This window comes from Pseudomonas donghuensis (assembly GCF_000696345.2).
In the GTDB taxonomy this organism is placed as follows: Bacteria; Pseudomonadota; Gammaproteobacteria; order Pseudomonadales; family Pseudomonadaceae; genus Aquipseudomonas; species Aquipseudomonas donghuensis.
Window position 1 is genome coordinate 878650 of sequence record NZ_CP071706.1, and the last position, 14661, is coordinate 893310.

A 14661-nucleotide genomic window follows, 5' to 3' on the forward strand; every position below is an offset into this window, starting at 1 on the left:
ATCATGCGTATCGCATTCATCGGCCTGGGCAACATGGGCGCGCCCATGGCCCGTAACCTGATCAAGGCCGGGCATCAGCTGAACCTGTTCGACCTGAACAAGACCGTGCTGGCTGAACTTGCCGAGCTCGGCGGACAGATCAGCAGCTCGCCGCGTGACGCCGCGCAGCAGAGCGAGCTGGTGATCACCATGCTGCCAGCTGCTGCCCACGTGCGCGGTGTGTACCTCAACGAAGACGGTGTGCTGGCCGGTGTCAAGGCCGGTACCCCGGTGGTCGACTGCAGCACCATCGACCCGCAGACGGCCCGCGATGTAGCGGCTGCTGCGGCCAAGCAGGGCGTCGACCTGGCCGACGCACCGGTGTCCGGCGGGACTGGCGGCGCCGCAGCCGGCACCCTGACCTTCATGGTTGGCGCCAGCGACGCACTGTTCGCCACCCTGCAGCCGGTGCTGGCGCAGATGGGCCGCAACATCGTCCACTGCGGCGATGTCGGCACCGGGCAAATCGCCAAGATCTGCAACAACCTGCTGCTGGGCATCTCCATGATCGGCGTGTCCGAGGCCATGGCCCTGGGTAACGCGCTGGGGATCGACACCAAGGTACTGGCCGGGATCATCAACAGCTCAACCGGCCGTTGCTGGAGCTCGGACACCTACAACCCGTGGCCAGGCATCATCGAAACGGCCCCGGCATCGCGTGGCTATACCGGTGGCTTCGGTGCCGAGCTGATGCTCAAGGACCTGGGGCTGGCCACCGAGGCGGCCCGCCAGGCGCACCAGCCGGTGATTCTTGGCGCGGTGGCCCAACAGTTGTACCAGGCCATGAGTCTGCGTGGCGAGGGTGGCAAGGATTTCTCGGCGATTGTCGAAGGTTATCGCAAGCCCGAGTAAAAAGAGTATCGCCAGCAAGGCTGGCCCCCACAGGTACTGCGCACACCTAATTCTGTGGGAGCTGGCCTTGCCAGCGATGGGCTGCCAAGGCAGCCCCTGCTGTCAGGCAAAAACGAAATACTTGCGCACCGTCTCCACCACCTCCCAGGTGCCTTTCATCCCAGGTTCGATGACGAACACGTCACCGGCCCGCAGATGCACCGGTTGTTCACCTTCCGGGGTGATCACGCAATAGCCATCCAGAAAGTGACAGTACTCCCACTTCTCGTAATTGACCTGGAAGGTGCCCGGCGTGCAGATCCAGGTGCCCATGATCTTGCTGCCATCGGACGACACATAGGCGTTGAGGTTGACGGTGTGCGGGTCGCCGCCGATGCGTTGCCACTTGGTCGCATCCAGCACGGGGGTAGGGCAGGTCTCGCGCAGCACGGTGATGAAATCGGACATTCCAGGCTCCAGAGGGTTGCTCAAAGGTCTGTCACCATAGGGGCGATTGGCTCTCGGCAGATGTCTGGTCTCGACCTTTGGGTGTCTGGGAGCGCAAACCTGTGCTTATCGGTCGAGGTTGTCGCCAAAGCTGCGGATCACCTCCAGTAGCGCCTTGACCCGCTGCGCTAGCGTGCCGGCCGGGTACACCGCGTGCATTTGCGGGCTGTCGCCGTTGCTGGCGGTCAGCCGGTACTCGGGGCACACCCGCTGCAGGCGCCCGGCCTGTACCTCGGGTTCGGCCAGCCAGTCAGCCAGGCGGGCGATGCCGACACCGGCCAGGGCGGCCTGGAATACGGCCACTCCTGAGCTGAAGCGAAACCTTGGATGCACCCGCAGGCTGACGGCCTGATCGGCGCTGCGAAACTGCCACTCCTTGAGAATCCGTGGCGCGGTATGCAGGATCAATGCGTGTGTTTCCAGCGCCTCGATCGATTCGGGTGCGCCATGCCGTTGCAGGTAAGCGGGGCTGGCATACAGTGAGCGAGAATAACGCCACAGCGGATAACCGATCAGTTCGCTGTCCCGGGCGAAGGCGCCGCGAATCGAGAAGTCCAGTTTGCTTTTACCCGGGTCGATCGGCTCGTCGCTGAAGATCACATCGACGTTCACCTGTGGATAGCGCTCACCATACTGCGCAATCAATCCGGGCAATACCTGGGCCAGCGATTCCGGGGCGGAAAACCGCACCCATCCGGACGCCAGGCCGCTGAGCCCGGCCAGCTCTTCGTCGGCCTCGCGTTGCAGATCGAGCATTTTCTCGGCGTAGGGCAACAGGCGCTCCCCAGCCTCGGTCAGGCTCACGGCGTTGGCCGAGCGATTCAACAGCTTGGCCCCGGCGCTTTGCTCCAGGGCTTGCACGGCACGGGTCACCGCACTGGGCGAGCGCCCCAGGGCACGCGCCGCAGCGACGAAACTGCGCTTGCGGGCAACCATCGCCAAGGCTTCCAGCTCTGCCAGCATATTCAGGGCCATGCACTACCTCGTTGCAGTTTTCGCAATATGGCATTGCAACACAAAAGCCGCACGTTGGTTAACCTTGGCGCGTCCATCCATCATCGTCAGAGCCTGAATCCATGGTCGATCTCGTCATTCTTTGCGTGTTTGCCTTTGCCGCCGGCCTGATCGATGCCGCGGTGGGCGGTGGCGGGCTGATCCAGATCCCGGCGCTGTTCAACGTCCTGCCAGCCTCGCCACCGGCGGCCCTGCTGGGCACCAACAAGGTTGCTTCGGCATGCGGTACGGCGTTTGCCGCACGCTCGTTCGTGCGCAAGGTGGTGATCGACTGGAGCCTGGTGATCCCGGCGGCCTGTGCGGCCTTTGCCATGGCCTTCGTCGGCGCGGCGACGGTGTCGCTGGTGCCGCAATCGCTGATGCGCCCGGCGGTGCTGGTGCTGATCGTACTGATGGCGATCTACACCTTCTGGAAAAAGGACTTCGGCGCCCTGCACAAGCCGATGCGCATCGGCACCCGCGAGAAACTGCTGGCGATCGTCATCGGCGGTGCCATCGGTTTCTATGATGGCCTGTTCGGGCCGGGCACCGGCAGCTTTCTGATCTTCCTGTTCATTCGCTGCTTCGCGTTCGACTTCCTCCATGCGTCGGCGTCGGCAAAGCTGGTGAACATCGCCACCAACGTCGCCGCGCTGATGTTCTTCATCCCCACCGGCAACGTGCTCTACCTGATCGCCATTCCGATGGCCGCCTTCAACATCCTCGGCGCGCTGACCGGTACCTGGCTGGCGGTGCGCAAGGGCGTGCCGTTTGTTCGCGCGCTGTTTCTGGTGTTGCTGCTGATCCTGATCGGCAAGCTGTCCTACGACCTGTTGCTGTAACGGTCACACCCACCAGTAGCGCACGAAGTGGAAGAACACCGGTGCGGCGAAGCACACCGAGTCCATGCGGTCGAGCATGCCGCCGTGGCCTTCGATCATATGGCCCCAGTCCTTCACGCCGCGGTCGCGCTTGATGGCCGACATCACCAGGCCGCCGGCAAAGCCCATGAGGTTGACGGTCAGGGCCATCAGTGCCGCCTGCCAGAAGCTGAACGGGGTGATCCAGCACAAGGTGGCACCGATCAGGGTGGCCAGCGCCACACCACCGACCAGGCCTTCGACGGTCTTTGACGGTGACAGCTTGGGCGCCACCTTGTGCTTGCCGAACAGCTTGCCGCAGACGTACTGCAGCACATCGGAGATCTGCACCACGAGGATCAGCCAGGCGATCAGCAGCAGGTTGCGGCCTTCGTATCCGGGGATCTCCAGGGTCATCAAGGCCGGTACCGAGGACAGGCAGTAGACCGCGATCATCAAGCCCCACTGCACCTTCGAGGCGCGCTCCAAAAAGCGCGTGGTATCGCCGCCGAAGCTGGCCAGGATCGGCAGCAGCAGGAACAGATAGACCGGGATGAAAATGCTGAACAGCCCGTACCAGTCCATGGCAATCAACAGGTACTGCACCGGCAGGGCGACGTAGAAGGCCGCGACCAGTGCCGGGTAGTCGCTGCGCCGGGTCGGCGTCAGCGTCAGGAACTCACGCAGGGCGTAGAACGACACGCAGTAGAACAGCAGGATCACCCCCAGCTTGCCGAACAGGAAGGCCAGGCCGATGACCAGGACCATCACCCACCAGGCGTTGATCCGTGCATTGAGGTTGTCGATGACAGCGTGGGGCGCCGGGCCCGCGCGCCATTTGAGAAGGCGGCCGATCAGGCTGGCGAGCAACAGCAGGCCGCCGATGCCGGCGAACAGCGAAAGGGTGTTGTTGTCCATCTCAGGATTCCTTCGTGGCCAGGGCTAACAGGGCCTGGCGGGCCCGGTCGAGAAACGCGTGCTTGCTTTCGTCCGCTTGCAGGTGCAGCGGCTCGCCAAAGCTCAGGGTGCACAGCAAGGGCAGCGGCAGGGCGCGACCCTTGGGCATGACCCGGTTGAGGTTGGCGATCCACACCGGGATCACCTCGACCTGCGGGTGGGCGCTGGCCAGGTGGAACAGTCCGCTCTTGAACGCCAGCAACGGCTCGTCGCTGAGGTTGCGCGTACCTTCGGGGAAGAAAATCAGCGAGTCGCCCTGGGCCAGCGCCTCCTGGATCGGCTGCAAGGGGTTGCTTATGGCATCGCTGTGCTGGCGGTCGATCAGCACGCCATTGAACACCCGCTTGATCAGGAACTGGCGGATGCCCGGCTTTTGCCAGTAATCGGCACCGGCTACCGGCCGCGTGTGCTGGCGCAGCGGCTGGGGCAGCGAGGCCCAGATCAGCACGAAGTCGCCGTGGCTGCTGTGGTTGGCGTAGTACAGCCGTTGCACCGGTTGCGGCGTGCAACCCAGCCACAAGGCGCGGGCGCCAGTGATCAGGCGGGCGACCGAGGTGATGGCAAAGGCGGTGAGGGCAGCAAGCATGGGCAAGGTCCTTATCCGGCAACGTGAAGCAAGGGCAAAAGCAGGATGCTGGCCAACGCCAGCACGGCTTGTACGGCAAAGCACAGCAGTTGTTTGCGCAGCAGGCCCATGGCCGCCAGGCTGCGTGCCTGCCAGTCGCGCTGATCGAGCGGGTTGGCCTTGAGCCCCAGGCTGAACAGCGACTGGTCCAGTACCTGGGTGTGCTGCGTGAGCTGATCGCTGCGGACGGCCAGGTGCGCAAACAGATCGGCATCCAGCGCTACGCGCAGGGCGAAGAACTTCTGCAGCAAGCCGGCCAACAGCAACAGGCTGCACAGCACAGCGCTGAACCAAGGGGCGGGCGCGTCGATCAGCAGCGCCGCCAGGCCAAAAAGTACCGCCAGCAGGCTGATCCCGTCGGCCAGGCGCTCAACCTGCCGACCGCGCTTGAGTAGGCTGGCGACCAGGGCCAGTTGGGTTTCGCCGCTCACAGGCAAGGCTCCGTTTGCAGGCGTTCAATCACCTGCAGGTGCTGCGGATGCAGGACCACCCCGGGGCGTGCCTGGCTAATGCGTTGCTGCGCTTGCCCGGCATCGGCGCAGCGCCCGCTGAGCACCAGCCAGGCAGCCACGGCGCTGGCGCTGCGTGAGTAACCGAGGGCGCAGCAAACCAGTACCGGGCCCTGGGGGCGCAGCTGTTCGATGGCCGTTGCCGCTTCCCGGCAGCGCTCGGCCGTGGGCACGATCAAGTCGAGGCTGGGCAGGGCGCAGTAGGCCTGGCCGGGGGCGAGCGAGGCCGGCAGTTCGGCGCACAGATCGACAATGGCGGCGAAGTGTGCGGCCTGCCCCTTGCCCGGAATTCGCCCGAGGTACACGCCATCGCACACTTCATCCGCTTGGGGATGACGCCGCGTCCACCCGCGTGAGTTGAGCCAGGCGCCAATCAGGTAGGGCGCCAGCAACCCGCGCGCGGCATACGAGAGCCGGCCATCGGCACCTTTCTGAAAGCCCTCGGCGCCCAGTTGCGCATAGTTGAGCGCCACCAGCAGCAACGCAACCGCCGGCCACATCAACCACAGGGCAGCACCGCCGAGGTACAGCGCCAGCCCCACCAGCAATGCCGCTCCGGCCCCATAGCGCAGCGCCAGGCGCCAGCGCTGCGGGTCGCGGGCAAGTTGCAGATGGCGCAGCACCGGCCTGCCCTCGACCGGCCACAGCCAGACGCACAGCACGCCCACCAGCGCGCCGCTGGGCAGGTCGATAAAGTGATGTTGCCAGGTGGTCAGCACCGATACGCCGATCAGTGCCATCCAGCCATGCACCAGCAAGCGCGGCAGCCTTGCGTGGATATGCCGGGCAAACATCGCCCAGATGATCACCAGCAAGGCGATGTGCAGCGACGGCGCCTGGTTGAACGGTTTGTCGAAGCCCATCAGCACATCGAACAACCAGCCGAACAGGCCATCCAGCGCTGGCCGTTCGACGGTAAAACGCAGTGGCCAGAGCAGAAAACCGAGGATGCAGATGAGCTGCGCGCTGAGCAGGCGCAGGGCGTGGCGGTCCATCTCCCGGCGGCTCAGCGGCAACAGGAACGACAGGCCGTAGAGCAGGTCGATCGACCAGTACGGGATGATGGTCCAGGGCCACAGCGGGATGTCGCCTTCCCAGGCGAACACCAGGCTGCCGACGTCGTTGCGCCCGGCGGTGTAGGTGTTGGTCAGGCCATAGCTGAGAAAGAACAGCGGGCCGAGCAACAATAGCCAGAGCACCCCGCGCTTGATCAATCCGGGCTCGCGCACAGTGCTCATCAAGCGACCCGCTGGGCCAGGCTGACGCTGAAGATGCCCCACTCATCGATCCGCTGGCAGACCTTGCGAAAGCCTGCCGCCTCCACCAGTTGATCCATCTCCACCTGGCTGCGCCGGCGCATCACCCAGGCCTGGCCTGCGCGGTGGCTGGTCAGGGCGCGGGCGATCATCTCCAGCTGCGGGTGCCAGGGTTGGCCGGTGTACACCAGGTAACCGCCGGGCTCCACCGCCTGGGCCAGGCCGCCAAGGGAGTCGCCAACCATCTGGTTACTGGCGAACAGTTCATACAGGCCGGAAACCACCGCCAGGGTCGGGCGCGGGTCGAGGCTGGCCAGGCTCTGGGCATCGAAGGCATCGCCCTGGACGAAGCGGGCAATCTCGGCCAGGCCTTTTTCGGCGATCAGCGCGCTGCCCTGCTGGACATTGAGCTCGCTGTAGTCGCGCAGCAGGATCGACTCCGGTTTGCGCTCAAGGCCCTGCAACGCTTCAAGGATGTAGCGGCCATGGCCGGCGGCGATATCGACGATATCCACCGGCTTGCCCTGTTCGCGCAGGCGCTCGATGGCCAGGCGCAGCAGTTCCTCGACATGCAGCTTGCGCTGGCGGATGCCGCGCCAACCGATGGCGTTGAGGTAGTTCTGGTCGATCATGCGTCCGATCGCGCCCTTGCCGGTGGGCTGGTTGCGGTAGATGTAGTCCAGGGTGCTGCCGGAGTCGAAGCCGGTGTCGAAGCCAAGCTTGACCCCGTCCGACAAGCCTTTGCCAAGGCGCAAGCCGGCGCGGGTGGCGCGCCAGTAGAGGTCCGCTGGCGAGTTGCGTGGCAGCGGCGCGGCCAGGCTTTCGGCCTCGGCGCAGCTGGCGCCCAGTCGGTCGGCATCGAGCAGCGAAGGGCGCTGCGGCGCCTGGCTGAAGCAGTGCTCGATAAAGCGCCGGATCCGCGCCAGGGCATGGCTGCGGTCCCGCTCGCCAAGGGTGTCGTGGAAGAACCCGGGGAGGATGTGTTTCTCTTTATGCACGCTACCCAGGCGCTCGAAGAACTGCTCCTGGGGTTTGCGCTTGACCACGAAGTCTGCGCCGGAAATGAGCACCTGGGTCGGCACCTGGATCGCCTGGGCATCGGCCACCACGCGGTCGGCGGCTTCATACAGGCCAAGCAGCATGGTCACTGAGATCGGCCGGCTGATCAGTGGGTCGCTTTCATACGAAGCGATGCGCTCGGGGTCGTGGCTGAGCAGGCGCGGCTTGACGTAGCTGTTGACGAAGAAGTTGCCGCGCCAGGCGCGCATCAGCTTCAGCCCCGGGCGGGCAAACGGCACGTACAGCTTGACCTTGAAGGCCGGCGAGGCCAGTACCAGGCAACGCACCTTGGGCGCGTAGTCGTGGGCCCAGGTGGCGATCAGTACGGCTCCGACGCTTTGCGCCAGCACTGCCATGTCCTCTTCGGCGATGCCGTGCTCGCGGGCGATATGTTCGATGAAGGTCTGCACGTCGCGCACGCTGCAAGCGAAGCTCGGGCTGTCGCCCCGGGCCCCGGGCGACTGGCCGTGGCCACGGGCGTCCCAGGCGAAGATGTCGTGGTCGGGCAGTTGCAGTTCATCGGCCAGATGCGCCATGCGCCCGCCGTGTTCGTGGCCGCGGTGGAACATCACCACGGCGCGGCGCGGCTGGTCGTCAGCGACGTCGGCGGGCCAGTGGCGGTAATGCAGTTCGACGCCGTCGTGGGTAGTGAAATGCAGCGATTGCGCGTTGCGCATGGCAAATATCCTTATCTGGCACAAAGAGCTTCAGCGGGTTTGCGCCAGACCGCGGCTGACCCGGTTGTAGAGGGTATAGAGCGAGAGCAGCAAGATCACCAGCAGCACGCCGTTGATCCAGCTGGCCGGCAACAGCCCGCTGGCAACGCCGGCGCCCAGCACGCCGAAGGCAAAGGCACGGTCGCTCTTGCCCATGGGCCCGTCGTAGCGGCGCTCGGCACCGACCAGCGGGCCCATGACCCCGGCGTATTCACTGATCAGCGCCGCCAGCACGACGATCACCAGCAGCGCCGCCGAGACGCCCGGCAGCAGCGCGAAGGGCAGGTACAGGGCGCTGTCGGCGATCAGGTCGCAGAGTTCGTTGTAGTAGGCGCCGAGCTTGGATTGCTGGCCGAATTCACGGGCGAGCATGCCGTCGATGGCATTGAGGGCCATGCGCAGCAGCATCCACACCGGCACCAGGGCGAACAGCCAGGTGACCTGCGGGAGCCAGGCCAGCAACAGGCCAAGCAAGACGGAAACCACGGCGGCGCTCAGGGTCACCTGGTTAGCGGTGACACCGCGTTGGTACAGGCGCTCGACCGTCGGGCGCAACAGCGCCTGAAAGCGGGGTTTGAGCTGGTAGATCGACGGCACGGTGAAACTCCCTTTACGACTCGGTTGGCGATCAGTGCAGCAGCAACTAGGTCCGCGGGGGCGATTGTCGGTGGATTGCCCCTGCCGGAGCAATAGCGCCGGCACTCAGGCAGTCGAGCAGGGCCCGTGCATGCCCGGGCAGGCTGGCAAAATCCCGGCTGCACAGGCGCAACTGGCGGTTGGCCCACGGCTCGTTCAGCGCCAGGCTGCGCAAGGGCAGCAGCCCCTGCCAACGCTGCACGGCGGCCATCGGCACGATGCCCAGGCCGGCGCCATGGGCGACCATGCGGATCACCCCGTCAAAGCCGTCGGCGCGCACCCGTACCTGCAGGCGCCGGCCCAGGTGCAGGGCTTGCTCTTCAAGGTGCAGGGCGAGGGCACTGTCGGCTTGCAGGCCGACATAGCCGTGGCCGAGGGTGTCGGCAAAGCGCAGGCTGGCGTGGCTGGCCAGCGGATGCCCGGGCGGCATGATCAACATCAGCGGGTCGTCGCGAAACGCCAGGGTCTGCAGGTGCTCGCTGGCCACCGCGCTGGAGATGATGCCGATTTCCGCCATGCCTTGGGTGATCGCCTGGACGATGCGCAGGCTGGGCAGTTCGTGGATATCGAGATCGATGGCCGGGTGCTGTTGGAGAAAGCCTGCGAGCAATTCCGGCAGGTATTCGGTCAGCGCCGCGGTGTTGCACAACAGCCGGACCTGGCCCTGCAGGCCCTGGGCGTACTGCCCGAGGTCGAACTGCAGGCGCTCGACCTGCTGGCCGATCAGCCGAGCATGCTGCAGCAGCGCCTGCCCGGCAGGCGTGGCCTGCACGCCTCGGCGGTTGCGCTCGAGCAGCGGCGTGCCCAGTGAGCTTTCCATGGCGCGGATGCGCGCGCTGGCGGCCGGCAGCGACAGGTGGCTGCGCTGGGCGCCGGCGGTGATGTTGCCGCACTCCAGGGTGTGCTGGAACAGTCGCAGGTCAATCAGATCGAAATGCATCAGCCTCTACCTGAGCAATAGTCTGGCTGAGTATATGGCAGATTTTCAGCTTCGCAGGCCAGGTGCAGGATAGCGCCATGACTACCTTGTTCGGCTTCTATCAGAATATCGGTCCAGCGCTGACGCTGCTGGTCCTGGCGACCTTCGTGCTGGCCGGCGCGGTCAAGGGCGTGATTGGCCTGGGCCTGCCGACCATAGCCATGGGCCTGCTCGGTATGGCTATGTCCCCGGCGCAGGCAGCGGCCTTGCTGATCGTGCCCTCGACCCTGACCAACCTCTGGCAACTGGCCTTTGGTGGACACTTGCGGGCCCTGCTGAAAAGGCTGTGGCCGATGCTGGCGATGATTTTTGTCGGCACCTTGCTGGGCAGCGCCTGGCTGGGCATCAACAGTGGTGAATGGGCGGCGCGTGCCTTGGGTGGGGCGTTACTGGCGTATGCGTTGTACGGCCTGTTCGGCCGAGCAGTGCGCCTGGCGGCTGCACATGAACCCTGGCTTGGGCCGCTCTGCGGGCTGAGCACCGGGGTGATCACCGCTGCCACCGGGGTGTTTGTGATTCCTGCGGTGCCTTACCTGCAGAGCCTGGGCCTGAGCCGCGACGAAATGGTCCAGGCCCTGGGCCTGTCGTTCAGCGTCTCGACCCTGGCCCTGGCGATCGGCCTGGCGGGCCAGGATGCGCTTGGCGCGCAGGCCCTGGGCGCGTCATTGCTGGTGCTGGCGCCGGCGCTACTGGGCATGCTCGGTGGCCAGTGGCTGCGTCAGCGCATCAGCGCCGAGCTGTTCAAGCGCTGCTTCTTTATCGGCCTTGCCCTGCTCGGCGCGCACCTGTTGCTTAACGGCTAGCCGAAGAGGGGCTGAGCATGTCGATCAACTGGATGTCGAAGTCGCGCTCCAGATAATCCATGCGCTTGTCGAAAAACGCCTGCATGTGCGGCAGGGCCGAATGCACATCCAGCGCCGCCTTGCTGGCCCAGATCTCGTAGAACACGAACAGGCTGGGGTCTTGCTTGTCGCGCAGCATGTGGTACTCGATGCAGCCTGGCTCTTGGCGACTTGGCTCGACGTAGGCGCGAAACAGCGCTTCGAACGCTTCGGACATTTCCGGACGGGTCTTGGCTTTGAGAATGAAACCGTACTGCTCGCTCATGAAGAAGCCTCTGAAAGGAAGGGGTTAAACGATTCTAAGGCAACAATAAGCGTTGGATTCGTGCTTTTTGATCAAATGTATTTTTCCCCGGCGCGGCTGTTTCCCCGCGAGGCCGATCTCTATTCTGCCGCCATCAAATTCACTCGGTCACAGGCTTGCTTGCCCCTGATCGAACACAGATGAGGCACCTATGAAAAAAGTCCTGTTGCTCAACGGTGGTAAAAAGTTCGCCCACTCCGATGGCCGCTTGAACGAAACCCTGCACGAAGCCGCGCTGGTATTCCTTGATCGCGCCGGGTTCGATGTGAAGACCACCTACATCGACGGCGGCTACGACAACGCCGAAGAGGTGCAGAAGTTCCTCTGGGCCGACGTCATCATCTATCAGATGCCTGGCTGGTGGATGGGCGCGCCGTGGACCGTCAAGCAGTACCTGGACGAGGTCTTCACCGCCGGCCACGGCAGCCTCTACGCTAACGATGGTCGCACCCGTTCCGATGCCTCGCAAAAGTACGGCAGCGGTGGCCTGATCCAGGGCAAGCAGTACATGCTGTCGCTGACCTGGAACGCGCCGCAGCAAGCCTTTGATGACCCCAGCGACTTCTTCGAAGGCAAGGGCGTGGACGCGGTGTACTTCCCGTTCCACAAGGCCAACCAGTTCCTCGGCATGAGCGGCCTGCCGACGTATCTTGCCGTGGACGTGATGAAGCGCCCCAACGTCGAAGCCGCCGTGGCCGCCTACGAGCAGCACCTGGCCGAGGTTTTCCAGGCTCAAGCCTGATGAAGCCTTGCGCTGGCCGCGCCAAGCGGCTATCTATCACGGCTGTTGCCAACCCCGGGGTACAGCCGTGAAAGCCAAGTCCGATGAATTGCAGGTGTTCGTCTCGGTAATCGAGTGCGGCTCGATTACCGCGGCTGCCGAGCAGGGCGGGCAAACGCCATCGGCGATCAGCCGGACCCTGTCGCGCCTGGAAGCCAAGCTTGGCACCACCCTGATCAACCGCACCACCCGGCGCATGGACCTGACCGAAGAAGGGCGGTTTTTCTTCGAGCGGGCCAAGTCGATCCTGCAGCAGATGGACGAGCTCGAAGAGCATCTGTCGGTGCACCACCAGACGCCGTCCGGGCGCCTGCGCATCAATGCGGCCTTGCCGTTCATGTTGCACGCCATCGTCCCCTGGGTCGGCGAGTTCCGCGCGCTGTACCCGCAGATCCAGCTGGAACTCAACACCAGCGACCTGATCATCGACCTGATCGAGCAGAGCACCGACGTTGCCATCCGTATCGGCGAACTGGCCGACTCCAGCCTGCATGCCCGCGCGCTCGGTTGCAGCCCGTTGAACGTGCTGGCCAGCCCCGAGTACCTGGCCCGCCATGGCACCCCTGAACGGGTCGAAGACCTGCAAGGGCATGTACTGCTCGGTTTCACCCAGACCGAAACCCTCAACCACTGGCCGTTGCGCCATGCCGAGGGCGACCGCCTGCTGATCCGTCCGGGCCTGTCGGCCTCCAGCGGTGAAACCCTGCGTGAGCTGGCCCTGGCCGGTGAAGGCATCGTCTGCCTGTCGCACTTCATGACCCATGAAGACATCCGCAGCGGGCGCCTGCAGGTGATCCTGGCCGAGCACAACAGCGGCTATCGCCAGCCGATCAATGCGGTGTACTACCGCAATACCCAACTGGTGTTGCGCATTCAGTGCTTCCTCGACTTCATTCAGAACAAGCTGGCGGTCTACGCCTGCTGATCACTCCATACGCGACAGCTTCTGTCTATGCGCGGCGAAATCCCCCACGGTGTTTGATAACTCGTCGGACATCAGCCTTAATGGCTGTTCAACGAAAACAACACTAAGGAAGCTCTCATGCGCGTTGTGATGTTCCGATCCCTGGCCCTGGGCGCCGCGATCTTCGCCAGTAACGCGGCTTACGCGGTGACCCTGGAGGGTGGTGCGGTGGCTGCACCTGATCAATATGGTGCACAGGTCGCCGCCGATATCCTGAAAAAAGGCGGTAACGCGGTGGACGCGGCCGTGGCCACCGCCTTTACCCTGGCGGTCACCTACCCTGAGGCAGGCAACATCGGCGGCGGCGGTTTCATGACCCTCTATGTCGACGGCAAGGCCTACTTCCTCGACTACCGAGAAACCGCGCCGAAGGCCGCCAGCCGTAACATGTACCTGGACGACAAGGGCGAGATCATCGAGAACCTCAGCCTTGTCGGTGCCCGCGCGGCCGGCGTGCCGGGCACGGTGATGGGGCTCTGGGAGGCGCATCAGAAATTCGGCAAGCTGCCGTGGGCCGAGCTACTGACCCCGGCGGTGGGGTACGCCAAGAGCGGCTTCAAGGTTGCGTCCAAACAGTACCAATACCGCGAAGATGCCCTGGGCCTGTTCAAGGACAGCACCAACTTCAACGACTATTTCGGCAGCATGAAAGTCGGCGAGACCTTCAAGCAGCCGGAGCTGGCGCAAACCCTGGAGCGCATCGCCGACAAGGGCGTCAGCGAGTTCTACCAAGGCAAGACCGCTGACCTGCTGGTCGCGCAGATGCAGGCCGACAAGGGCCTGATCAGCAAGGACGACCTCAAGGCCTACAAAGCCGTATGGCGCGAGCCGATGAAGATCGACTGGCGCGGCAACACCGTCTATACCGCGCCGCTGCCAAGCTCCGGCGGCATCGCGTTGGCCCAGTTGCTGGGTATCAAGGAAGCGCGCGCCGCGGACTTCAAGGGCGTCGAGCTGAACTCGGCGCGCTACATCCACCTGCTGGCCGAAATCGAAAAACGCGTGTTCGCCGACCGCGCCGACTACCTTGGCGATCCGGCGTTTTCCAAGGTGCCGGTGGAGCAGCTGATTGCCAAGGACTACCTCGCCAAGCGCGCCCAGGAGGTCAACCCGACGGCCATCTCGGACACCGAGAAAGTCCGCCCGGGCCTTGAACCACACCAGACCACGCACTTCTCCATCGTCGACAAGGACGGTAATGCGGTCAGCAACACCTACACCCTGAACTGGGACTACGGCAGCGGTGTGGTAGTCAAGGGCGCAGGCTTTTTGCTCAACGACGAAATGGACGACTTCAGCTCCAAGCCGGGCGTGGCCAACGCCTTTGGTGTGGTCGGTGGCGATGCCAACGCGATCGAGCCGGGCAAGCGCATGCTCTCGTCGATGAGCCCGAGCCTGGTGACCCGCGATGGCAATGTCACCCTGGTGCTGGGTACCCCGGGTGGTTCGCGGATCTTTACCTCGATCTTCCAGGTGCTGAACAACCTCTATGACTACAACCTGCCGCTGGAAAAAGCCGTGGCCGCGCAGCGCGTGCATCACCAGTTGCTGCCCAAGGACACGATCTATTTCGATGCCTTCGCGCCGCTTAACGGCGAGGTCGCGCAAGCGCTGAAGAAGATGGGCTACACCCTGGAAGATCAGGGTTGGGAGATGGGCGATATCCAGGCCATCCGCGTTAATGGCACGGCGCTGGAAACTGCTTCCGATCCGCGTGGGCGGGGAGTGGGGCAGATCGTTAAATAAGGGGTGAAGCTATCGCTGGCAAGCCAGCTCCCACAGGGGTCGGTGTAAACAGATCCA

The 14661-nt window shown here is 64.3% G+C and carries 16 protein-coding genes; 6 read left to right on the forward strand and 10 right to left on the reverse strand.

Annotation, left to right across the window (positions count from 1 at the left end; all coding sequences use genetic code 11):
* Window positions 1-3: 3 nt before the first annotated feature.
* Window positions 4-891, forward strand: coding sequence for a 3-hydroxyisobutyrate dehydrogenase (gene mmsB / locus BV82_RS03935; RefSeq protein WP_010226922.1), 888 nt, complete (start codon window positions 4-6; stop codon window positions 889-891).
* Window positions 892-993: 102 nt separating this feature from the next.
* On the opposite strand, the gene BV82_RS03940 is transcribed toward mmsB, so the two are convergent.
* Together BV82_RS03940 and BV82_RS03945 are read right to left on the reverse strand one after the other, a co-directional pair.
* Window positions 994-1338, reverse strand: coding sequence for a cupin domain-containing protein (locus BV82_RS03940; RefSeq protein WP_036993735.1), 345 nt, complete (start codon window positions 1336-1338; stop codon window positions 994-996).
* A 105-nt stretch (window positions 1339-1443) separates the two neighbouring features.
* On the reverse strand, window positions 1444-2352 hold the full coding sequence (locus BV82_RS03945; protein ID WP_036993738.1) for a LysR family transcriptional regulator: 909 nt from the start codon (window positions 2350-2352) through the stop codon (window positions 1444-1446).
* Between the two features lie 101 nt (window positions 2353-2453).
* On the opposite strand from BV82_RS03945, the gene BV82_RS03950 reads away from it, so the two are divergent.
* Complete coding sequence (locus tag BV82_RS03950; RefSeq protein WP_010226919.1) at window positions 2454-3212, forward strand: sulfite exporter TauE/SafE family protein; 759 nt, start codon at window positions 2454-2456, stop codon at window positions 3210-3212.
* 3 nt (window positions 3213-3215) lie between these two features.
* On the opposite strand, the gene BV82_RS03955 is transcribed toward BV82_RS03950, so the two are convergent.
* The 7 genes from BV82_RS03955 to BV82_RS03985 are packed head-to-tail and all read right to left on the reverse strand — an operon-like array spanning window position 3216 to window position 9928.
* Complete coding sequence (locus BV82_RS03955) at window positions 3216-4148, reverse strand: phosphatidate cytidylyltransferase (RefSeq protein ID WP_010226917.1); 933 nt, start codon at window positions 4146-4148, stop codon at window positions 3216-3218.
* A gap of 1 nt (window position 4149) precedes the next feature.
* Window positions 4150-4773 carry a lysophospholipid acyltransferase family protein gene (locus BV82_RS03960; RefSeq protein ID WP_036993743.1) on the reverse strand — a complete coding sequence of 208 codons (624 nt, stop codon included), beginning with the start codon at window positions 4771-4773 and terminating at the stop codon, window positions 4150-4152.
* 11 nt (window positions 4774-4784) lie between these two features.
* Window positions 4785-5243: a hypothetical protein gene (locus BV82_RS03965; RefSeq protein WP_036993746.1), complete on the reverse strand. Its 459-nt coding sequence runs from the start codon at window positions 5241-5243 to the stop codon at window positions 4785-4787.
* The gene (locus BV82_RS03970) at window positions 5240-6559 is read right to left on the reverse strand and encodes a phosphatase PAP2/dual specificity phosphatase family protein (RefSeq protein WP_036993749.1); all 1320 of its coding nucleotides are present in this window, start codon (window positions 6557-6559) and stop codon (window positions 5240-5242) included. Before BV82_RS03970 ends, BV82_RS03965 begins: the two co-directional genes overlap by 4 nt.
* Window positions 6559-8313: a bifunctional alpha/beta hydrolase/class I SAM-dependent methyltransferase gene (locus tag BV82_RS03975; protein WP_010226909.1), complete on the reverse strand. Its 1755-nt coding sequence runs from the start codon at window positions 8311-8313 to the stop codon at window positions 6559-6561. Before BV82_RS03975 ends, BV82_RS03970 begins: the two co-directional genes overlap by 1 nt.
* A 30-nt stretch (window positions 8314-8343) precedes the next feature.
* Window positions 8344-8949, reverse strand: coding sequence for a CDP-alcohol phosphatidyltransferase family protein (locus BV82_RS03980; RefSeq protein WP_010226907.1), 606 nt, complete (start codon window positions 8947-8949; stop codon window positions 8344-8346).
* A 46-nt stretch (window positions 8950-8995) separates the two neighbouring features.
* On the reverse strand, window positions 8996-9928 hold the full coding sequence (locus tag BV82_RS03985) for a LysR substrate-binding domain-containing protein (RefSeq protein ID WP_010226905.1): 933 nt from the start codon (window positions 9926-9928) through the stop codon (window positions 8996-8998).
* Window positions 9929-10005: 77 nt separating this feature from the next.
* Between BV82_RS03985 and BV82_RS03990 the strand changes: the two genes are divergently transcribed.
* Window positions 10006-10770 (forward strand): sulfite exporter TauE/SafE family protein, encoded by a 765-nt coding sequence (locus tag BV82_RS03990; RefSeq protein ID WP_036993753.1) that lies wholly within the window; start codon window positions 10006-10008, stop codon window positions 10768-10770.
* On the opposite strand, the gene BV82_RS03995 is transcribed toward BV82_RS03990, so the two are convergent.
* Window positions 10760-11074: a putative quinol monooxygenase gene (locus BV82_RS03995; protein WP_010226903.1), complete on the reverse strand. Its 315-nt coding sequence runs from the start codon at window positions 11072-11074 to the stop codon at window positions 10760-10762. The two genes, BV82_RS03990 and BV82_RS03995, sit on opposite strands and share 11 nt — an antisense overlap.
* A 190-nt stretch (window positions 11075-11264) precedes the next feature.
* On the opposite strand from BV82_RS03995, the gene mdaB reads away from it, so the two are divergent.
* The 3 genes from mdaB (at window position 11265) to ggt (ending at window position 14604) form a co-directional block, all read left to right on the forward strand.
* On the forward strand, window positions 11265-11855 hold the full coding sequence (mdaB, locus tag BV82_RS04000; RefSeq protein ID WP_010226902.1) for an NADPH:quinone oxidoreductase MdaB: 591 nt from the start codon (window positions 11265-11267) through the stop codon (window positions 11853-11855).
* Window positions 11856-11922: 67 nt separating this feature from the next.
* Window positions 11923-12819: a LysR family transcriptional regulator gene (locus tag BV82_RS04005; protein ID WP_036993756.1), complete on the forward strand. Its 897-nt coding sequence runs from the start codon at window positions 11923-11925 to the stop codon at window positions 12817-12819.
* Window positions 12820-12936: 117 nt separating this feature from the next.
* Window positions 12937-14604 carry a gamma-glutamyltransferase gene (gene ggt / locus BV82_RS04010; RefSeq protein ID WP_036993759.1) on the forward strand — a complete coding sequence of 556 codons (1668 nt, stop codon included), beginning with the start codon at window positions 12937-12939 and terminating at the stop codon, window positions 14602-14604.
* Window positions 14605-14661 lie beyond the last annotated feature (57 nt).